A 20,801-nucleotide genomic window follows, 5' to 3' on the forward strand; every position below is an offset into this window, starting at 1 on the left:
TTAATATAAACCCTCTATTGTATTAGTTTATTATAGAAAAAGTCATTCCAATGCTTTTTGTATATATTGATAAGTCTCAGCATCCATTCCAAACTGCAAATTATTATTGGGATTTTCTGAGTGGAATAATTCTGTTTGTTTCTTTAGTTCTTGATCATTTCCTATGAATGAGTATACAATCTCACCCCATTTCTTTGCGAGTACCCGGACCTTGTTACTCGTAGGAGGTGTACCGTTCTCTTTTTCTCTTTGTATTTTTTTCAGAATTGCTTTAAATTCATCTTGTACTTCTTTTAAGGTATCTTCATCATATTGATTATAATAAGTTTTCATGACGTCTAGTTGTTCTTTTGTAAAGTATCCACCTTGGTACATTTTCATTGCTCCTAATAATTTTGTTAGTTCTTCAACAGACATCGTTTTCTTACTACGAATTGTTTCTAGAGCACTTTCTAATTCAAAGAGTAGTTTTTGCTGAACTTTTATATCATCCTTTATACGGGTTATTTGAGTTTCTATGATAGCAGCAGTAAAATCTTTTTCATTGTTCGTCATGACGGATTTTATGTCATCTAAAGATAACCCAATTTGCTTTAATGCTAGAATCTGTTGAAGTTTGGACAAGTCCGATTCTGTATATAAACGGTGTCCTGATTCTGTATATTGCGAAGGAGAGAACAAATCAATTTGATCATAATATCGCAGCGTTCTAATTGTTAAGCCTGTTAGTGCTGCAAGCTCTCCAACTTTCCAGTGTTGTTTCTTCATGTATATTTCACCCTTTATTTAATTCAAAAGCCTTTGAACCTCATTATAACTGAAGTGATAGCTTCTTCCGCAGATTTGACAAACGGTTTCAATATCTTCATGATTAGGTAAATCATTCTCACTTAAAGAATGTAGTATCCCGTAGAACATTTCTTTTGAGCATCCACAGAAAAATTGGACAGGACTGTATCCTATTACTTTTACATCCTCAAATAACTCACTTAGTTTTTCTTCAATTTTGATGTTTGGTTGTTTCAGTAAGTTGGTAAAGAAATTGCGGTTGGTTAAAAAAATGTGCCTTACTCTAATTAAAAGGTCATGAGAAGCTCCTGGAAGCAATTGTGCATATACCGCATTACTGTGTTGAACAAAGTTATCCTTGGTAAGGGTAAGATTGGTTCCTATAAATGTTTGTGTTTGTTCGCTTTGATTAAAATAATGTGAAATATCGTCAACAATGTTTCGGTATGGCATATCTGTTATGCCAGTAAATTGATGCATTTCGGATCCTTTGATAACACGTATGGTGCCATTATTCCCAATTAGATGGTTAAGTGAAAGGTCTTTCAATTGCTTCTTAGCAGCTTTTAATAATGCCTCGTTGAGATAACCGCGAATATTTCCATTTGCATCCGCATCAGCAAAAATCTTATATTTTGGTTCACTCATTGTCAGTTGAAGACTTATTCGTTGATTGCCTTTTAAGGTTCCAGCTATTAAACTGACAGCTGAGATGGTTTTTCCTAATGTAAGTTTAAGAATTTTGTTTGTTCCTCTGTTGAGGCTTAGTATATCATTCATTAATTTTGTATTATCGATTAATAATAAACGAACTTGTTTGTCATAAATAAGTGTCTTCACAATTGTATTCTGCATCATTCTATTCCTTTCTTTCTTCAATTACATACACTATAAAACATAACCTTACGTAAGGTTCAAGGTTTATTTATCATAGTTAAAAATTATCTCATTAATAATCACTAAGGAGTTTGTATGTTTTGAATCTCTCTGGTTTTCGGACTATAATGAAGAAAATTACAAAAGGGAGAAAGATGATGACTAAACATCGAATTTATACAACAAGTTTTGCAAGTGTCTACCCCCATTACATTACGAAGGCGGAGAAGAAGGGGCGTACGAAAGAGGAAGTCGATGAAATCATCCGATGGTTAACAGGATTGAGTCAGGAAGAATTAGAAATGCACCTGGAAAATAAGACAGACTTTGAGACGTTCTTTGCGGAAGCACCTAAGATGAATCCTTCTCGTTCACTTATCAAAGGAGTTATTTGCGGGGTACGAGTGGAAGACATAGAAGAGACGACAATGCAGGAAATTCGCTACCTGGACAAGCTAATTGATGAGTTAGCTAAGGGGAAAGCAATGGAGAAAATCCTTCGGAATAATGATATTAGAAATACTGAGTCTATATGTACATTAGTTTCTTTTGATTGATCTCGTGATTATAATGAATCCTAGTATCACTTCAGGTGTTGGTGCATTAAAAATGGCCAATAGATGCGTGTTATCAACAGTTGCCATTTCATAGTGCCACCACCCTTGAGGGATGTTGGTCACTTGGCCAGATGTTATCGGAAAATTAAGTACCTGTTTAGTAAATGGATTCAGCATGGAAACTGTAGCAGCACCTGAAATACAATAGACTAACTCTGCGGCATTTTGATGATAATGTGGTTCCACGACATTAGTCTTACTTAAGAAAATATCAAGCAGTGATACATTTTCCAGGGTATTTAATTGTTTGATACCCAATACATTTATATAGTTATGTTTGTCTTTTTTGAATAATGGACTTTTATTCACATCATAAGCGTAATGAGTCGCTGGAGATGTATAATCCAAGTATAATACCATTGATTATAACGTTCATAGAGCCTACAGCAATTATCGGACTTATCATGGGGGCTGTCTTTTTTCCAGTCGCATTTCGTATCATTATGGGAATCTTAAGTAAAGTAAATAACGTTGAACGTGAAATATAAAAAATAGACCTAAGCATGGGATCATATTGTCCCTGTTACGTCTATTTTTCTTAACTCTACAATTTGGGTATGACCAAGATATTGCGCTCGTTTAACGGTAAGTTCGTACTGTACCCCATCAATTAAGAGTTCCGCGACTTTGTTACTCGTTACTTGTTTAACAATCGAAACAGTCTCTACTTTTTTTCCTTCTTGTGTAAGGTGGGCAACGACAGCATCGTGGAAGTTCTCAGGCTCCTTGTACCATTTATGCCAATCTTCTAATTCAAATTGAATCACATTACCGCGCTGAAACAATGATTTTGTGAACTTTTTTAACAAATCGAATCTCCCCACTTCAAAGACAGATTTCTATATTAATCTAATTTTACTATAATATTAGGTAAATAAATATAATAAGGAAGTAAACGATGAAAAGAAAACTAGTATTTAGTGTTATTGGAATTTTAATTATTTTATTTATGATGGTTGGGGGATACAAAATCACGGTATCAAGGTCCTATCAATTATTTGGCGGTCTTACACAGCAGATAGACACAGAACAAAAGGTCGTAGCACTGACGTTTGATGACGGCCCAACTCAGAATGTACATGAAAGCCTACCTTTACTAGACAAATATAATGTCAAGGCTACGTTCTTTCTAATCGGTCAAGATATCGAAAAGTATCCGGAGGAAGCAAAGCAAATCGTGGAGGCAGGGCATCAGGTAGGAAATCACACCTATTCCCATGATCGCATGGTCCTAAAATCACAATCTTTTATTAGTGAAGAAATTGAAAAAACGGACGAGCTCATTCGTGAAGCGGGTTATGAGGGGGAAAATGACTTCCGACCACCGTATGGGAAAAAGTTTGTTGGGTTACCTTATTATCTTAGTAAAGAAGATAGGGAGACAATAACATGGAATATCGAACCTGATACCTATCATACAACCCCTGTGGATAAAGTTAATTATGTGAAAGAAAATATTCAGCCTGGTTCCATCATCCTGATGCATCCGATGTATGCAGAAGTTGATAAGGTCTTGGCGGAAATAGAAGGCGTCATTCAAACGCTGCAGGATGAGGATTACACGTTTGTAACAGTTGATGAACTACAGGGGATGTAACTCCAAAAAGGAAGAACCATTTTATAGGCGAATGGTTCTTTTTTCAATGATTGGACACGATTAATACTAAGAGTTAATACACTATCTAAAAAAGAAATTGAGGTGTTATTCTGGAGCCTATTGAAGTCCATGGTTTACGTCATTATTCTAAATCTGAATTGAAGGCCATCATAATGTCTCATATTGATGATAAGCTTGCTGATTTAGATGTTGAGATCGAGAGGATAGCTATTGTCGGCAGTCGGTTATACACTCACTTTCATTCAGAGAGTGATTTGGACATAGTAGTAGAATATAGTGGAGCGGAAAGAGAAGATGCCGTTTTTTATTATTTAATGGAGGACCCCCTTTATATTGACCATATTAAGGTAGACTTTCTACCCTATTGGGATTTGAATGGGACTGGAATCAGAAATCGAGAGCACGTTATGTTATATGATGAATCGTATCAAATATAGCACCTGGTTAACAGAATATACCAGAGTAGCAAACCGAACAAAATGAAACCTTTTACCCTTCTGCAACGTATATAGAATATGCGCAAAAAGGAGGGGATGTAGTGAAGAAACGATTTTTGGTTTTTTCCCTTATAGGTTTATTATTTCTTGGGGCTTGTTCCATCCTTGAGGATGTTAATAATACTGTAACGTACGTGAATGAGGCAACTGATTATGTTAATGAGGTAACTACGTTTGTAAACGAGGCTCCAAGCCTTGCACAACAAGCTGTTACGGATGAACAGGCAAGAGCAGACCTTGAGACGATGTTAACTGAAATGCAAGAGGACATGGAAACGTTCAATTCTCTGGAAGCACCAGGACTAGCAGCCGATATCCATCAACAAATTGTCGATTATAACAACCAAGCAGAAGAAGGAATCAATGTATTAGTAGAGAATGTCGAGAATGGTAAAATTGATCCTGCACTATTTGAAAATAGTGAAATCTTTCAAACGTTTCAGAACATCACAAATACGATTGATCAAATCCAACAATTAGGGGAATAAAACGAGGCGCAAGCTCTTCTATAGAAATTGCGCCTTATTTGTCTTATCAACTATCATCCTATAAAATAGTAATAAAATGTTAGCTTACTGGAGTACATAAAGGTGGTTACATTTATATGAATAGTTATGGCAGTCTATTTGAAAAAGAGGGTAGATACGTTTTAACTTTCGAACGTATTTATCCATTTAGTCCCGAAGAAGTGTTTCGCTATATAACGGAACCTGAGTATTTTACTCAGTGGTATCCCTTTGCAACGGGAGAAATGGAATTCCGAGTAGGTGGAAAGTTAAAGTTCAATGATGGTGAAGGTACGGTGTATGAGGCCGTTATTACTGAATTTAATCCTCCGCATTCCTTCTGTTTCCGGGAAATTGATGATTTATTAGAGATGCGGCTACTAGAAACAGAAGAAGGGAGTACCTTAACATTTAATCATACGTTTGATGACCCTGAAATGGCTATGTATACAGCAGCTGGTTGGCATAGATGCCTGGATGTACTTGGTCAATTAATACATGGTCAACCAGTTGAATGGAAAGATAATGCCCCGGAACTACGTGAATACTACAAAGTAAACTTATAAAAGAAGTTTACAATAATCCTACCCTAATAAAATAAAACCTTGCAAGAGAAAACTTGCAAGGTTTTGATATATTTGAACATCATTAGTACACAAAGTAAATCAAAATCGACGTTACAATTCCAATCCATACACTTAATAAAATACAGTATCCCATGATGTGCCGGATATGGAGCCCGACAATACTTAAGATTGGGAGTGCCCAGAATGGTTGAATGAGGTTCGTCCAGGCATCTCCCCATCCCACTGCCATGGCGATAACGGCAGGGTCGGCACCGAGTTCAATTCCGGCAGGTACTTGAAGCGGTCCTTGTAACGCCCATTGGCCTCCGCCTGATGGAGCTAAAATGTTAACGAGTCCTGCTGTCCAGTACGTAAAGACACCAAATGATTCAGCACTCGATATCGATGCCATACCCTGAATGATTTTATCCGCCAGACCAGAGCTTCCAAGTAACGCTATAATCCCGGCGTAGAAAGGGAATTGAAGAATGATTGGTGAGATTGATCCAGCAGCATCTTTGAATGCTTTTCCGTATTGTGCTAGCGAACGGTGAAACAGTAATCCTAATGATAAAAATAAAATATTAATAAGGTTCAAATTTAAATCAACACTGTTTGAGAATTGTAGCAACACATAGACGATACCAATTAACCCAATCAGAATCCCTAGGATAGGCGTGTTTTCTAAGCGATAGGCGGGTGTGTTTGTGTCGGCGGTATGTTCAAACTCTGACTGTTCTTTCTCCGGTTTTGCTGTATAAGGAATGATATTCTTTTTTGGAGCCATTAATAAGATAAAAATAGGTATGGTGATTAGTAGTGTGAAGAAGATGATAACCGTTCCAGGGTGGAAGATTGTTTCAGAGGTTGGAATGACTCCCATTACATTAGCAAGAAAATGATCTTCCGTCGCAATCGTAAGCAGGATGGAGCTTGAAAGCCCGGCTGTATAGAGGACAGTAGGCGCATATGCACATGCAACCAATAGTGGGAAATGGGCGTTTTTATTTCGTTTTCCAACTTCACGAGCAACAATGGCACCTACCACAACTGCGAGTCCCCAGTTAATATAATAGGCTGCTGCAGAGATTAAGAATGTGAATAAATAAGCTTTAGTTGCGGTGTTTGCTTTAGCTGAAATCGCCTCTAAGCCTCTTCGGACAAAGGGAACGGATGCTAGCACCATCCCAGTCATTAATAAGAGTACCATTTGCATCGTAAAGGCTAAATACGTCCAAAAACCATCACCATACGACTGAAACAAGTTCGTAGGATCTGCTGGAGCTGTAAAAAAGGCCAAGATAAAAACAAATAAGGTCATCAATACGGCGATAACAAATGCATCAGGCAAGTACCGCTGAATTACACGTGAAAAACGTTCTGACACTCTGTTTAACATGATTATCCCTCCTTTTTATTAATCAAGTTATGAGGAGGGAAAGTGTATTATGACAGAGTGGATTAAGGTATTAATTACGTAACCATTTGTTGAACTAATCGTTGTCCAGTAAGTAAAATCGTCTTATACTTTAAGCTACACCATGCGAAAGGAAGAGTAATGATTGAAGAAGACTCTAAAGACCGTTTCAGGTTATGTTTTAGTAGCTGTGTTTATTTGGGCTTTATTTTATTTGGGGAATAGAATCATAGATACAATTAAGACTAACTTTTTCAGCCTTGAATTATTGCTCTTACTTGTTGCAGTGTATCTAGTTTGTGCAGTTTATGGGTTGTTATTTTTTGTCATTGTAGATATTAAAAGAATGGAAGAACACTCTGATGGTACGATGATTATCATGATTGCACTATTATTTGCGTTTAGCGCATTTCCATTAATGAGGCTTATTGATAAAGTGTTTAAAACGAAGTTAATGGAAGGTGTAAATACCAAAAATTAAAGAAGGTAGCCCTCAACAATAAGAGGGGTACCTTCTTTATGTTAATAAAATGTTTTCTCCCATGACTCTCCCTCTCATTTGACCACCATCATTCACCGCACCAAAGCGGTGAATCTCTGTAATAGACTATCTTACTATGAGAAGGTTAACCCTTTAGATAGTTAGGCCCGTACCCCATTTTAGTGGTTAATGGAATTATAGTAATAAAATACTGAATTTACAAAAAATATTGACTATGACGTTTGAAACGGAGTATCGTAATGAAGGTAGGTCACACTATTACGAAGTCACAGTCTTCTTTAACCTCAGCATTACATACTTCATACTTTACAACGGACAGTCAAAAGTAAAGACTATTACTTTACTTTTTTAACTGTATAAAAAGTACATAGAAAGGAGCGAAACTCTTAATACCATAGTTGTTCAAATTCTTTATATGGAGGTTTGTAGATGAGAAAAGTAGTTAGCATGTCGATAGTTGTGTTGCTTATTTTAACGATGTTTGCGGGAAATTCATTTGCGAATTCAGCAGATCAAGCCAGTCAGGCAAACGGAAACCAGGATGTCATTGAAGGTGAACTGATTGTATCAGTTGAACCAAAAAATGGAAAACCAGATGTCTCCATCCAAAGCGCACAAAGTGTAACAGGGCAGGAAGATGTGTTGAAAAGTAAAGGATTTACAATCGTTGATACACTCCATGTAGAAGATTCTTCAGTCAAACCACTTGTTAGCAAAAATTTCAACAAAAAAGTAGTCGAGAAGATGGGCTTAGTCTACCTTGTACAATACTCTCCAGACCAGTTTAAATCTAGTAATATTGCAAAAAAAGAACTTCGAAAAGAACTAATGGATCTTGGTTTCAAGGTACGTTATATTTCTGAAAACTATAAAATGATGGCAATTGAAGGAACGGCAACGTTACAGGCTGTTCATCCAAATCAAAATTGGCATTATAACATGATTAAAGCACCAGAGGCGTGGGCGATAACAAGTGGCTCTAGCTCCGTTAAGGTGGCTGTATTAGATACTGGGATAGACCACAATCACCCTAGCTTAGCAAATTTCGTGAACACAAACTTAGGTCGAAGTTTCGTTGGTGGTAATACGATGGATGTTCAAGGTCATGGTACGCATGTGGCAGGAACAATTGCAAGCTATGGTAGCGTTTCTGGGGTTATGCAAAGTGCGACCCTTATTCCTGTCAAGGTACTAGATAATAGTGGTTCAGGTTCTTTATATGGCATCACTCAAGGAATTTTATACGCAGCAGATATTGATGCAGATGTTATCAATATGTCACTTGGTGGCGGTGGCTATAACCAAAGTATGGACGAAGCGGTTCAAACAGCGGTTGCACAAGGAACCATTGTGGTTGCTGCAACTGGAAATGATGGTGCATCTAGTATTTCTTATCCAGCCGCGTATAGCAGTGTTATCGCAGTTGGATCTGTAACATCAAATCGAACTCGCTCGAGCTTTTCAAATTATGGATCTGGATTAGAAGTCATGGCACCAGGCTCGAACATTTATAGCACCTATCCAAACAGTCGTTATACTTCATTATCTGGTACATCGATGGCGACACCACATGTTGCAGGTGTAGCGGGCTTAATCCGAGCAGCTAATCCCGATATCTCAGTAGCACAAGCAAGACAAATTTTACGTGATACAGCTCAAGAGGCCGGAAGCTTCACACAATATGGCTATGGAATTGTTGACGCGCATGCTGCAGTTGTAGCTGCGTCAGGCGGAAGCGGCGGTGGTACAACGCCTCCACCACCATCATCAACAGATACTGTCACAACAGTTTCAACAAACTATAGTTACTATTATCGTGGTGAAACAGTCTATATGACGAGCACAGTTAAAGATTCAAATGGTGTAGCCATCTCAAATGCAACGGTTAATTTTAAAATTACACGTCCAAACGGCACGAGTGTTACAGCCACGGCAGCTACAAATTCTTCAGGTGTGGCTACTTATTCGATTGGAACAAACTATTCAACAGCAACAGGAACGTATCGTGTGGATGCAACTGCATCAAAGAGCGGGTATACAACAAGCAGTGCTTCTACGACATTTAGGGTTCGTTAAGACAGTAGTCTCTGTAGGTAGTTAAATACAACTGACCCTTATTATAATAATGTAAGCTAAGCGCCTATCAAATGAATGATCATTTGATAGGCGTTTTTAGTTGAAAAATAATGATTGACTAAACTGTTACTTTCAATTACATTCTGGATAAATATGTTAAAATGAGCATAGAGTTTGTGAGACAAATAATTTCATAAAGACTTGAAAATTATGGATATAACAAAAGACCTGGAAATAAGGAGGAGTATGATGAGTAACAATTCAAAAAGAAAAGCTTTGATTATTTGGGGCTTAATCACCATGTTGGTAATTGCACCGCTTTTATCTTGGTTTATCGGAGTTATTTATGGTGTAAGTGTTTCAAGCGGGTTTGCTGGCGGAGGATTAATGGTCATCTTGTTTCCGGTTATATTTATCGTGGGAGTAGTTATTTTAATCAAAGGTCTAAGAGTGCCAAAGCGTGAAATTTCTTCAACTAAGTGAGCGAAAAGGTAAACTGACACTTTTACTTATTTTATTAGGGTGCTGCGTTTTAGTGGTGTATTTATTCTATTTTAAAACATATTCAACTAAAGGAATACTAGATAATGTAACCGAACGAGACGGTTACACTCTGAAACTCATAAAAAACAACGAAACTGTAGACTTTTATATAAAACCTGAGTGGATTCCTTTTGCTAGCAACGAAGAAAAGAAGCTTGGTATAGCGCTTGCGAGCAAAAATAATACAACGATTATTCTTGATGAAGTTTGGAATAGAGGTAGCGATATTCATTTTAATTTTGATACGATATACGATATGAAATACGATGCCGGAACCTTTCTATACAATGGTATCTTCAACGAAGACGGAACATTTACCACGAATGGGTCTTATCATGATTTTGATTTATATAACAAAAAAGCTGAACAAATTGATGTGGGGCAAACTGGATACGGCCCCAACTCATCATTCGGATTTGTTATAGATTCGGAGAATTATCATTTGATAAGAGATGGATTTTTTGTAGAATTTTCAGGATTCTATATGTATGAATACAACAGGAATTAATAATCGTTTTGGTAAAGAAATGATTGGTGCATACAAACCATTGCTCATACTTTTCGGTTAATTTGCTAGGGGGATATTTTTGAAAAAATATTTATATGTTTCTATAATAGTACTAATAATTGGAGTAATATTAATTACCATTTACAAGTATCGTGAGCAGGACTTGGGTGAGTTAGTAAATATGGAAAACGTTGATAAGGTCCATATTATTACCGAGTATAAAGATTCATATGAATTTGAAATTTCAAAAGTTGATCAAGAAACGATTAATAAACTTGCTAATTTTTTAAATCAATACAAAGTAAAACTAACAAATCAAGATGGTTGGATTTCAAATAATGAAGATGAAAGATTTGAACTCTATCTTGGATACAAAAATGGAGAAATTGAAATATATACAATTGAAAGGGATGTTGTTGTATCAAACCGAGTTTATAAGGTAGTGAATGCACCTTTGGATTATAAATGGATACAGGAACTTGAACGAGACATAAATTCTAAGTGAAAAATTTGATGTACTAAAGAAGCTGTCCAACACAATAAGAAAGATATGACTTATATTGGTTATATAAAATCGGGAGGTGGAGATTGTTAAAATAAAAGTTGGAATTGCATTTTTAGTTCTCGCTTTCTTAGGAGGAATATATGCGTTTTTCTTTAATCAAAAAGGAGTAGACCAGACGTATTTATTGCCTTTAGATTTTGAAGGATGTGTAGTAATCAACTACAATGTGGAAGGTGCAGAACCTCTAAAAATAGAAAACAATGAGATTATTTATAAGATTCCTAAAAATGGGATTCTCTATACATCTTCGCCATTTGATTTTGGATGGGTTAATGACAAGCATTCTGGAGCCTACCAATCACGAGCTTATTATGTTGATGAAAGAGGAGAAATACTAGAAGAACTACCACAAGAAAAAATAAGGTTTGGAGCAAACGGGGCTAGTCAAGTGGAAGGGAAAACAGAAAAACATTATTACTATCAGATATTTGGTTCAAAAGAAACTGAAGATGAAGGTTGTCCAGCACTCGGGATATAAAGGTAATCCTAATGCAACTGTGAGATATCTTAGTGGGATTTACAGACTTTATAATGAATGGCAGTTGGTACTAGATAAAGAAGTATTATGCATTTTAAAAGATTGGGAGGGTATAAAGTGAAAGTTGAGATTATTAGTTTACCGGCTTATTGTGCAGTTGGATTAAAGTGGGAGGGGACTTTCTCTGAAGTTGTACCGAATTTAAAAAATGTTATTCGGCAAATGGGAGAACGTGCCAATGAATTAGAGTATATGGTGAATCCTACAATTCAGTTAGGTCTATCATATCATGTCATTGAAAATGGATTTGCGCACTACGCGGTGTATGAAGTGAGCAATGAACAAGTAATTCCTGATGGAATGATTGAAATCAAGGTTCCTGAATTAATGTATGCGAAGACAACCCATAACAAAGGCGAAGTTATCCAAAAGACATATACGGATTTACATCAATGGTTATTTGATAGTGAATATACCGCATATAGGGAAGCAGGGGTAGAATACTATGATCCATATATGCCTCTAAAACATGAATACTATCCAATTGATCAAGACCCTAGTGATCCTCATTTTGATATTTATATTCCGATTGTCAAAAAATGATGAGAAGGCTTCTGTATTGATTTTTCCTGTCTATCAGCATAAAGTGCAATTGGGATAAAATAGGAATGGACATTCGTTGGGAAGTTCTTAATTTACCTTTTTTGGATTATCTACATTATCTCTTCATGCTTAAGTAGAGAAAGTATGTGTATTCAGTTTTGCGCATACTTTTTTCATATTTAAATTAAGAAAACATGCGCAAGTGGATAAATATTGAAATTCTAAGTGCTTTTCGGGATAATTTCCCCTTTTTCTGGATAATTCGCATGATTTGGTCGCACTTGTCTTAGGTAAAGCATGTGTAATTCAGTTTTGCGCATGCTTTTATCATATTTATATCAAGAAAACATGCGCAAGTGGATAAATATTGAAATTCTAAGTGCTTTTCGGGGTACTTCCCCCTTTTTCTGGAAATTACGCATGATATCATCGCGTTTGCCTTAGTTAAAGCATGTGCATTAAAACTACCCTTGTCAATGAATTCTTTGAATGACATTTTCTAAAAGTTCACACGCTGGATTTGAAATGATAGTAGAAGTTATTGTATGGAGATTAATAACCGAATAAGTGAGGAACTCTTGTTTTATCTTACTATAACGGAATCCAGGGAGAGAATAATGAAACTAAAAGATATCAATGTTCATGAGCAAATGAAACATTACCATGTCAACGGTTTAAGTATTAGCTTTATTGAAAAAAGTAGAATCACTGGAACAGAGAACTATGGTTTACTTGAAAGCAGTAGTGATAGAAATGTAAGTAATGATTCTATTTTTAATGCATGTTCCATTAGTAAATTCTTAACTGGAATGTTAGCGTTAAAGCTGCTAGAAGATGGGCACTTTGGTTTAGATGAAGATGTAAACAAAAGACTTGTCACTTGGAAAGTTCCTGAAAATGAATATACAAAAAATAAAAAGGTGACCTTAAGAAACTTGCTTAGTCATCAATCTGGAATCAAGGATCCTAAAGGCAGTTTCTCAGAACTACGTTCAGATATAGGCCCTCCTTCGATGCTTGAATTGTTACAAGGGAAGTCTCATTATTGTAAGGTTCCGATTGAAGTTACATTCGAGCCAGAGAGTGAATTCCATTATTCAGATGCGGGATATTGTATTGTTCAACAACTTATAGAAGATGTAATGAAAAAACCATTTTATCAAGTGATGAACGAATATATTTTTAAGCCGTTGAGGATGGAAAGTAGCTTCTTACCCACAACGATGTTAGAAATCGATAATAATAAATTTTCTTGTGGTCATGATAGGAATGGGCAATTGGTTGAAGGAAAATATCCGATCTACCCTTATCCATCTGCTTCAGGATTATGGACATCCTCGCTAGATTTAGCCTTAATAGTCCTTGAGTTAATGAATGCATTAAATGGAGAAAGTGAGATTGGTATTTCTAAGAGTTTAGTTCAAGAAATGATAACGCCACAAAGAGGAAAATGCTGGACAGGACTAGGTGTATTTCTAGAAGGTTCCGCCGAGGATTTAGAAATTACATCTATGGGTTGGGGAATTGGTTTTCAATGCATGTTGGTAGCGTATCCAAACTTAGGAAAAGGTGCAGTTATTATGACCAACGCCGAATTAGGTGTCCACCAAATGGATGGGATAATTGGAGAAATCTATAAATCTATTAGGTAAAGTAAGTGGAAAAAATGCAAGGGAGCTAACCAAATGATATTAGGTAAGCCAATAGCGAGTGGAAATACTGCGAAAATCTATCTTTCTGACAACAAAATAATAAAAGTTTTTAACGACTTTTTACCAGATTCGGAATCCATAAATGAAGCAAAAAAGCAAGAATATGCCTATACATGTGGACTTCCTGTGCCTATGGTGTTAGATGTTACAAAGATAAATGGAAAACAAGCAATCATAATGGAATATGTCGAGGGAGCAACATTGGGAGATTTATTTCTCAAAGATCAAGAACAAGCAGAGCATTATTTAAAGCTTTCTGTTGATGTACAACTTAACATCCATAGCATAATCCCCGATTCAATGGAACCTATGTATGATAAATTATACCGTCAAATTGAGGGTGTGAAAGTATTAGATAAAAGACAAAAAAATCTTTTATTAGAGAAACTAGATTCATTTTCATATACTAAAAGGCTCTGTCATGGTGATTTTCATTTATTTAATTTGATTATGAAAGGTAATCAAGTGGTAGTTATCGATTGGGTTGATTCAAGTGCAGGAGATATTCGTGCTGATGTATATCGGACCTATCTTTTATACTCCCAATTCTCGACTGAACTATCTGAATTATACTTGCGAATTTATTGTGAAAAAAGCGGAATATTAAGATCTGAAGTGCTGCGATGGGCTCCAATCATTGCTGGAGCGAGGTTATCTGAAAATGTCTCGTCGGAGAATTCAGAACGACTTGTTGAGATTATAAATCGCTACTGCCCAGTATAATTTGAAAACATTATGCCCGTATCTAAAAATTCATGTGTCATATGCCACTGGAGCAGACTAGTGAGAAGCATCAGTTTAATTATAATCAGAAGGCACACAAACAATCTTGAAAATAAAAATTATATCTCAAAATAATAAACCTTTTAATTGAGAATAATTATCATTTGCTGTATAGTAGGATGTAGCGATATAAATAAATGTGTTAGGAGAATATACATGCAAATATACTGGACGAAAATAAATAAGATTATTGAGGAAACTTCAGAGGTTAAAACATACTTACTTGATTGCCCAGAAGGCTTTACTTGGGAAGAGGGATCTCACACTCACTTCGCACTAGAAGGTTTCAACGCTGGAGAAAAGCCAAACAAGAGCCTAGTTCGCCATATGTCAATCTCTACTTTACCATACGAAAATGCAATCGGTATCACAACACGCATTAGGGAAAAGTGCTCTGAGTTTAAAATGATTTTAAGAGATCTTGAAGTGGGCAGTGAAGTAGCAATCTTTAAGACGTATTCGAATGTACCGCTTAAAAGAGAAGATAAAAATATTTATCTGTTGTCATCAGGTGTCGGCTTGGCAACATTTAGACCGCTTGTCCTTGATTATTTAAATCGTGCTGATAATGTCAATCAAATTAATTCCTTGAACATTGATTCATCAAAAGAATTCCTATTCACGGATATATTTGAATCAGTACCTGACAAAAAATTCACAGCTCAGTTCGTTGACAACCGTAATGACTACTATGAAGAAGTGAAAAAATTTGCAGCAGACCAGGATGGACTTTTCTATGTTGTTGGTAGCGATGAGTTCGTTGTACAAAACATTGAATTACTGCGTGAACAGGGTGTCAAGCCAGAACAGATTATGCTTGATAAGCGCGAACAACGACGTGCCGAGCTTTTATCAATTGATTTGACAGTATAACGGGCCAATTACGGGTGTGAAAAATATATTATTGACACATTTAAAGAACTCGCTTATGATTAACATATTAATTAATTGAATATCGTTTCTCCTAAAGGGGAGTAGCTTTTACAGCAGAGTCGTCATTTCAGAGTATTAGTACTCTCGGCTTTGTTGGCAACATTACTGTTGTTAGCAAGACCTTTACCAAGTCGGTAGAGGTCTTTTTGTATTTTAAGCTTCCTTTCAAACCTCTACCAGCAATATGGTGGAGGTTTTTTTATTTACTTTAAACAATAGGAGGTAAGTACATGAGGGATAGTGTGTTATTAATACAAAAAAAACTCCGCGGAGACGGTGACATTAGAAACTCACGTTAAATCTTATGGTCTAAATCATCGAGAATATTTTACAAAAGGTATAGAAAGTATTGATCAAGATAAGATTCAAATTGTTAATTGAAAGATTATCAGTATAAGAGCTAAAAAAATATTTTAGAAATATTAGGAGGTATGGAATAAGTTGGAGTTTTCAATTTTATTAGAGTATGGTTGGGTATTATTACTTTTAATTGCAATAGAAGGTTTATTGGCAGCAGATAATGCACTTGTATTAGCTATTATGGTTAAGCATCTTCCCGAAGAACAGCGGAGAAAGGCCTTGTTTTATGGGCTTGCAGGAGCTTTCGTGTTTCGATTTGGTTCCTTGTTCGCTATCTCTTTCCTTGTCGATGTTTGGCAGGTGCAGGCAATTGGTGCACTATATCTCTTGTTCATCGCTGCAAATCATATTTTTAGAAAGCTCATTTTTAAGAAGGAAAAGGATCAATCGAGTAAGGAAAAGAAAAAGTCTGGTTTCTGGGGAACTGTTTTTAAGGTTGAATTAGCTGATATAGCATTTGCTGTTGATTCAATCTTAGCAGCCGTTGCTTTGGCTGTCACACTTCCAAATACAAACCTCCCAAATATAGGTGGATTAGACGGCGGAAAGTTCCTTGTCATTTTCGCAGGTGGATTAATGGGTTTGATTATCATGCGTTTTGCGGCTAATTTCTTTGTTAAACTACTCAATACGAGACCAGGTTTGGAAATTGCTGCATTTATGATTGTTGGCTGGGTGGGTGTGAAGCTTTCCGTTTACACATTATCTCATCCAGAATTGGCCATTTTACCTGAAGGATTTGCAAAATCACCAGAATGGAAAATCACCTTCTATATTGTCCTGATACTAATTGCACTTGGAGGTTGGTTCCTATCTAAGGAGAAGAAGGAAGATTCTTCATTTGCCAAATCTGACACAAGATAAATAGAGGTAGGCAATAAAAATAGAAATATCCTATGAACACACATCAATTTAGGGACGATTACTGAAAAAGTAGTCGTCTCTTTATATTGAAAGTATATACACTCAAATTTTCATTCTTGTTTGTTAAGTCTGTTGTTGATTACAAAAGGGTAATGTATGATAAAAGATATTCCATATTAAAGAGGTAGATAGAATGAAATATCTTGAACATACTCCTAATCTTACCGGTGTTACGGTATATGGGGATCATAAGGATTTTGAACAGTTATACGATGCTCTCCATGAAATAGTCGGCGAGGAGGGGGAATACCCTGGTTTTGAAGGTCCACGCTTACGGGTACTGGGAATGTGCTACGATATTCGTCATGCATTAATGGGAAACAGAGAGATTATATTAATTGACAATGGAATTAATCAAGACATGATGAAATATCATTCCCTTATCGCACCTAGTCATAATGCCTATTTAGCCTTTAACGTCCTTTGGCCTGAGTTACTGTTTGTCACAATGGCATTAAATGAATTCGTGAACATTTATGCGAGCAAGCGATCAACAGATACTTTTAGACCAACACTTGGTCATCGTACCATTTGGGATTCCTCAATCGCATCCGTTCGGAGTTTTCAAGCTGCTGTAGCAAGTCATCTCTTGAACTCAATCCCAGAATCATCACATGCCCGGATTCTCCGATTAATGAACGACGGGTTCAGTACCTATGAGTCATATGCGACTCAATATATAGACAAGCTTAACGGCAAATTTATACGTATGACAAAGGAAAAACGTGAAAAAAACATAACTATCATGGTAAAACGCATTGCTGAACGTGGAGACGACTACCAGAGAGTAAGAGCGGAAGTACTTGAGGCTTCAAAAGAGTATAACTGCTCGATGACTGAAATAAGACCGATAAAGGATGAGTACCCAGAGGATTTTGATTGGTAAACAGGAGGATATCATGCCTAAGCATAGGATGTGCCTACGGTACGGAAATTAATGAAAAGAACTATTTAGTTTGGTTTAAGCTCTTACCTATAGAAAGGGAAACCCTCAAGAGCCTAGGGTTTCCTTTTTTTAGTTACAAAAATCAATCTTAAATTATTACATCGCCTAGATATTATAAACATCTGGGGCATGTTTAAACGTTTTGACAAATTCACCTAAACATGATTCACAAATATCAAATTTCCATGTTTCCTCATCATAGATAGATCCATATCCAAAGGAAAGAGAGAAAGATTGGAAACGCCCCTGCTCCCAGCCGTCATCTGAAATGTTTGTTGACTTCCCACATTTGTTACAGGTGATAGAAGATGCTACTTTCTTTGTTATCGTTACGTCTTTATATTCCTTCATAGACAATCACTCCCGATTAATTTAGTAAACAAACATTGAATAGGCTGTGTAGGTTCTTTTTCTTAATGCTATTACAATGCTAGTAAGTTTAGTAAGGGTAAGTCAAGTAAAAACGTTTTTTGTAAAGTTGTAGAAATAAGTAAAGGATTAAAGCAAACGAGTTCACATACTTCTGAACTAGTTTTTTATATAATATAATCTCAAAAGTAAATTCTTAGGAAAAAAGAAGGGTTTTTCGACAACTTAATGGAAACTATTTACTAATAGAGTGAATTCTGTCGAGATGTGTATATAAAGCTTGAAGAAAAAATAATAGAAATTAAATAAAGGGGTAATAGAGATGGAAATAGTAGCAATACTTATAATTACAATATTGCTCGTCCTAGGTATGCCAAAGGTTAAAGGGTTCATTGGTGAAGCATCCGTACGACTTTACTTATACAGGCTAGATAAAGAGAAATACAAGGTGTTCAATGATGTTCTTATACCATTACCAAACAGAAAAACATCTCAAATTGATCATGTTGTCGTGTCTCCATATGGAATTTTTGTTATAGAAACGAAGAATTACAAAGGGTGGATTTATGGTGATTCCAAGAGAAAATATTGGACACAAGTAATCTATAAGCATAAAGAAAAGCTCTATAACCCAATTTGGCAAAATTATGGTCATATTAAAGCATTACAGGAATACCTAGGAATAGAAAAAGATGAAATCTATCATTCTATTATATCTTTCAGTACACGTGCTACACTGAAAAAAGTTGATCCTGGTGATTCAAAATCAAGTGTTATTTATTCCTCACGAATAGTAAGTACAATCAATGCACACAAACAGGTTGTCTTAACAACAAAAGAAGCTCAGCAGATTGGAATGAAGCTTGAGAAGACATTAAACGCCGCTGGAGATAAGAAAAAACAACATATAAAGAATATCAAAGATACACAGCGCTTTAATCAATATAAAATCAACGCGAATATGTGTCCGAAGTGTGGTTCTGATCTAGTTGAACGAAAAGGGAAGTACGGAAATTTTGTGGGTTGCAGTAATTATCCAACGTGTAAGTTTGTCGGGAAAACTAAACAAGCAAATATGTAGAACAAGAGGATCTTTCACATACTGCATTTTTATGTTATCAATCAATCGGCTTGCTATCGACCCTAATTAGCAAGCCTTTAGATATTCCTCAAAAGTTCATATTATTTCTTACTTTAAGAAATAAATGCTTTTTCTGGTTGTTTATCTTTATCAAACCAATATTAGAATGTTTTTTTGATTTCAATTGCCAGTTTTAAAGAAGAAGTCTGTGTAGTAATTTGTGGTATTGCTCTGTTCAAATTGAATACATTGTCTACTCATTTTGAACAGACGAGCTGTCCAAGTTGAGCGACTCGTCTGCTCACTTTGAAAAAACTACTTGAAAGGGAAATCTAAAAAGTCATAAAATTGTTGGAATTATGTCGTGAAGTCATTAGTTTCTCACACTGAGGAAAACTGTTGCCATTTTGTAGATTCAGAGTATGAAATTTTTAAAAAAAGAACTGCTTCCAAAAATAAGTAAATACTAGATACAATCATAATTAAACCATCTGGCTGTTAAGCTAATTTACGATGCGTCCACGACTCGTCATACGATACGTTCCACGACACGTACACGATACGTGGACAAAAAGAAAAAGAAAAACAAAAAGAAAATAAAAACAACAACTACGTCTATAATTTCTATTATTGTCGTTAATCTAAAAGGAAAAATTCACAGAGTCGTAAGGTTGATGTCTTTAATAAAATTTGATTTGAAAATAGATGCCCCTTTTTCCCACTCACTCTCTATAACAATAGTGAAAAGGTTGTGAAAAACATGGCAGCCATTCAAGACATTCAACGTTCACAGTTGCATTACGTGTTTGATGCCGATGTTAACGAAAAGGGTGAACCAATCTTCTAGAATAAAAACTACAACAATATTAATCCTGCTGCAACAGTCAAAAAAGAATATTTCGTAAGGAATGTGAATGAATTAAAGAGGACGCAGATTATTTGCATCCTCTCACCTTTCTCCGCACTATACGCCAGATATTACACTTTTCAGGATTTTGCTTTTTTACATACTAAAATGATTTTGTCTTCTTTCATATCTTTCTTCTTGTCCTTTTTCTTGCCTTTCTTCATATCTTTCTTTTTGTCCTTTTTCTTGTTTTTCTTCATATCTTTCTTTTTCTTTTTCTCCTTTTTCTTATCTTTCTTCATATCTTCTTCCTCGTCACCCACTTTGCAGATTAAAAAGCAGTTATCGTCTTTACTATAACTATTTGACACCATTAAATACCTCCTTCCTTAATGTTTCTACATCTTATTAAGACAAGGTGAGGTCAGTGTCGGCAATTATCCTAATTACGATGAATTAAGTGAAAATGGAGAAATGTTGAGAAGTCGAGAATTAAATCTGAAATGAAGGAAGTAGAGGCACAAAATATCCAAGATAACAAGCTAATATTATTTATTACAATTTAGTTTAATCAAAAGTTTGTGAAGATGAATCTTCTACTAACAGTAGCTTAAGTTGAACAGCAAGACTTAAAAAACATAGCAAATAGACTAGGGGAAACCTTAATCCCTAGTCCTTTTCTCTA

Annotated in this window: 25 protein-coding genes and 1 pseudogene; 19 read left to right on the forward strand and 7 right to left on the reverse strand. The window is 35.8% G+C overall.

Annotation, left to right across the window (positions count from 1 at the left end; translation table 11 throughout):
* Positions 1 to 42: 42 nt before the first annotated feature.
* Positions 43 to 768, reverse strand: coding sequence for a MerR family transcriptional regulator (locus CZ490_RS02895; RefSeq protein ID WP_077617475.1), 726 nt, complete (start codon positions 766 to 768; stop codon positions 43 to 45).
* Between the two features lie 18 nt (positions 769 to 786).
* On the reverse strand, positions 787 to 1,647 hold the full coding sequence (locus CZ490_RS02900; RefSeq protein WP_077617476.1) for an Hsp33 family molecular chaperone HslO: 861 nt from the start codon (positions 1,645 to 1,647) through the stop codon (positions 787 to 789).
* Positions 1,648 to 1,823: 176 nt separating this feature from the next.
* On the opposite strand from CZ490_RS02900, the gene CZ490_RS02905 reads away from it, so the two are divergent.
* On the forward strand, positions 1,824 to 2,222 hold the full coding sequence (locus CZ490_RS02905) for a DUF2200 domain-containing protein (RefSeq protein WP_077620917.1): 399 nt from the start codon (positions 1,824 to 1,826) through the stop codon (positions 2,220 to 2,222).
* Positions 2,223 to 2,228: 6 nt separating this feature from the next.
* On the opposite strand, the pseudogene CZ490_RS02910 reads toward CZ490_RS02905, so the two are convergent.
* Positions 2,229 to 2,642, reverse strand: a pseudogene (locus CZ490_RS02910) (cupin domain-containing protein); the annotation flags it as partial.
* Between CZ490_RS02910 and CZ490_RS22760 the strand changes: the two are divergent.
* Positions 2,642 to 2,770, forward strand: coding sequence for a hypothetical protein (locus CZ490_RS22760; RefSeq protein ID WP_268761985.1), 129 nt, complete (start codon positions 2,642 to 2,644; stop codon positions 2,768 to 2,770). The pseudogene CZ490_RS02910 and the gene CZ490_RS22760 overlap by 1 nt on opposite strands.
* 21 nt (positions 2,771 to 2,791) lie before the next feature.
* Here CZ490_RS22760 and CZ490_RS02915 read toward each other — a convergent pair whose 3' ends face one another.
* Entirely contained in the window at positions 2,792 to 3,091 is a 300-nt protein-coding gene (locus tag CZ490_RS02915; protein ID WP_077617478.1) for a hypothetical protein, read from the reverse strand.
* 89 nt (positions 3,092 to 3,180) lie between these two features.
* On the opposite strand from CZ490_RS02915, the gene CZ490_RS02920 reads away from it, so the two are divergent.
* The 4 genes from CZ490_RS02920 to CZ490_RS02935 all read left to right on the forward strand — a co-directional run bounded on the left by CZ490_RS02920 (position 3,181) and on the right by CZ490_RS02935 (position 5,469).
* Positions 3,181 to 3,879 (forward strand): polysaccharide deacetylase family protein, encoded by a 699-nt coding sequence (locus CZ490_RS02920; RefSeq protein WP_077617479.1) that lies wholly within the window; start codon positions 3,181 to 3,183, stop codon positions 3,877 to 3,879.
* A gap of 173 nt (positions 3,880 to 4,052) precedes the next feature.
* Positions 4,053 to 4,337, forward strand: coding sequence for a nucleotidyltransferase domain-containing protein (locus tag CZ490_RS02925; protein WP_077617480.1), 285 nt, complete (start codon positions 4,053 to 4,055; stop codon positions 4,335 to 4,337).
* Positions 4,338 to 4,438: 101 nt separating this feature from the next.
* Positions 4,439 to 4,885, forward strand: a complete 447-nt coding sequence (locus CZ490_RS02930) for a DUF6376 family protein (protein WP_142255328.1) — start codon at positions 4,439 to 4,441, stop codon at positions 4,883 to 4,885.
* Between the two features lie 116 nt (positions 4,886 to 5,001).
* On the forward strand, positions 5,002 to 5,469 hold the full coding sequence (locus CZ490_RS02935; protein ID WP_077617482.1) for an SRPBCC family protein: 468 nt from the start codon (positions 5,002 to 5,004) through the stop codon (positions 5,467 to 5,469).
* 82 nt (positions 5,470 to 5,551) lie between these two features.
* Here the strand turns inward: CZ490_RS02935 and CZ490_RS02940 are convergent, their stop codons facing one another.
* Positions 5,552 to 6,868 (reverse strand): short-chain fatty acid transporter, encoded by a 1,317-nt coding sequence (locus tag CZ490_RS02940; RefSeq protein WP_077617483.1) that lies wholly within the window; start codon positions 6,866 to 6,868, stop codon positions 5,552 to 5,554.
* 163 nt (positions 6,869 to 7,031) lie between these two features.
* Between CZ490_RS02940 and CZ490_RS02945 the strand changes: the two genes are divergently transcribed.
* The 12 genes from CZ490_RS02945 (at position 7,032) to CZ490_RS03000 (ending at position 17,759) form a co-directional block, all read left to right on the forward strand.
* Positions 7,032 to 7,367 carry a hypothetical protein gene (locus tag CZ490_RS02945; RefSeq protein ID WP_077617484.1) on the forward strand — a complete coding sequence of 112 codons (336 nt, stop codon included), beginning with the start codon at positions 7,032 to 7,034 and terminating at the stop codon, positions 7,365 to 7,367.
* Positions 7,368 to 7,817: 450 nt separating this feature from the next.
* Positions 7,818 to 9,464, forward strand: coding sequence for a S8 family serine peptidase (locus CZ490_RS02950; RefSeq protein WP_077617485.1), 1,647 nt, complete (start codon positions 7,818 to 7,820; stop codon positions 9,462 to 9,464).
* Positions 9,465 to 9,713: 249 nt separating this feature from the next.
* Positions 9,714 to 9,947 carry a hypothetical protein gene (locus CZ490_RS02955; RefSeq protein WP_077617486.1) on the forward strand — a complete coding sequence of 78 codons (234 nt, stop codon included), beginning with the start codon at positions 9,714 to 9,716 and terminating at the stop codon, positions 9,945 to 9,947.
* Positions 9,925 to 10,515: a hypothetical protein gene (locus tag CZ490_RS02960; RefSeq protein ID WP_077617487.1), complete on the forward strand. Its 591-nt coding sequence runs from the start codon at positions 9,925 to 9,927 to the stop codon at positions 10,513 to 10,515. Before CZ490_RS02955 ends, CZ490_RS02960 begins: the two co-directional genes overlap by 23 nt.
* A gap of 79 nt (positions 10,516 to 10,594) precedes the next feature.
* Positions 10,595 to 11,020 (forward strand): hypothetical protein, encoded by a 426-nt coding sequence (locus CZ490_RS02965; protein ID WP_077617488.1) that lies wholly within the window; start codon positions 10,595 to 10,597, stop codon positions 11,018 to 11,020.
* Between the two features lie 76 nt (positions 11,021 to 11,096).
* On the forward strand, positions 11,097 to 11,558 hold the full coding sequence (locus CZ490_RS02970; protein WP_077617489.1) for a DUF6843 domain-containing protein: 462 nt from the start codon (positions 11,097 to 11,099) through the stop codon (positions 11,556 to 11,558).
* 117 nt (positions 11,559 to 11,675) lie between these two features.
* Positions 11,676 to 12,161, forward strand: coding sequence for a GyrI-like domain-containing protein (locus tag CZ490_RS02975; RefSeq protein WP_142255329.1), 486 nt, complete (start codon positions 11,676 to 11,678; stop codon positions 12,159 to 12,161).
* A gap of 617 nt (positions 12,162 to 12,778) precedes the next feature.
* A complete protein-coding gene (locus tag CZ490_RS02980) occupies positions 12,779 to 13,813 on the forward strand; it encodes a serine hydrolase domain-containing protein (RefSeq protein WP_077617491.1) in 1,035 nt (344 codons plus the stop codon).
* A 33-nt stretch (positions 13,814 to 13,846) separates the two neighbouring features.
* Positions 13,847 to 14,596, forward strand: a complete 750-nt coding sequence (locus tag CZ490_RS02985) for a phosphotransferase family protein (RefSeq protein WP_077617492.1) — start codon at positions 13,847 to 13,849, stop codon at positions 14,594 to 14,596.
* A gap of 216 nt (positions 14,597 to 14,812) precedes the next feature.
* Positions 14,813 to 15,529: a ferredoxin reductase domain-containing protein gene (locus CZ490_RS02990; RefSeq protein WP_077617493.1), complete on the forward strand. Its 717-nt coding sequence runs from the start codon at positions 14,813 to 14,815 to the stop codon at positions 15,527 to 15,529.
* A 501-nt stretch (positions 15,530 to 16,030) separates the two neighbouring features.
* A complete protein-coding gene (locus CZ490_RS02995) occupies positions 16,031 to 16,813 on the forward strand; it encodes a TerC family protein (protein ID WP_077617494.1) in 783 nt (260 codons plus the stop codon).
* Positions 16,814 to 17,006: 193 nt separating this feature from the next.
* Entirely contained in the window at positions 17,007 to 17,759 is a 753-nt protein-coding gene (locus tag CZ490_RS03000) for a DUF6904 family protein (RefSeq protein WP_077617495.1), read from the forward strand.
* A 165-nt stretch (positions 17,760 to 17,924) separates the two neighbouring features.
* Here CZ490_RS03000 and CZ490_RS03005 read toward each other — a convergent pair whose 3' ends face one another.
* Positions 17,925 to 18,170 carry a hypothetical protein gene (locus CZ490_RS03005; protein ID WP_077617496.1) on the reverse strand — a complete coding sequence of 82 codons (246 nt, stop codon included), beginning with the start codon at positions 18,168 to 18,170 and terminating at the stop codon, positions 17,925 to 17,927.
* Between the two features lie 340 nt (positions 18,171 to 18,510).
* Here CZ490_RS03005 and CZ490_RS03010 point away from each other — a divergent pair, with 340 nt between their 5' ends.
* Positions 18,511 to 19,269: an NERD domain-containing protein gene (locus CZ490_RS03010; RefSeq protein ID WP_077617497.1), complete on the forward strand. Its 759-nt coding sequence runs from the start codon at positions 18,511 to 18,513 to the stop codon at positions 19,267 to 19,269.
* Positions 19,270 to 20,256: 987 nt separating this feature from the next.
* Here CZ490_RS03010 and CZ490_RS22135 read toward each other — a convergent pair.
* Positions 20,257 to 20,490 carry a hypothetical protein gene (locus CZ490_RS22135; RefSeq protein WP_142255330.1) on the reverse strand — a complete coding sequence of 78 codons (234 nt, stop codon included), beginning with the start codon at positions 20,488 to 20,490 and terminating at the stop codon, positions 20,257 to 20,259.
* Positions 20,491 to 20,801 lie beyond the last annotated feature (311 nt).

The organism is Litchfieldia sinesaloumensis, from assembly GCF_900156865.1.
In the GTDB taxonomy this organism is placed as follows: Bacteria; Bacillota; Bacilli; order Bacillales; family Bacillaceae_L; genus Ferdinandcohnia; species Ferdinandcohnia sinesaloumensis.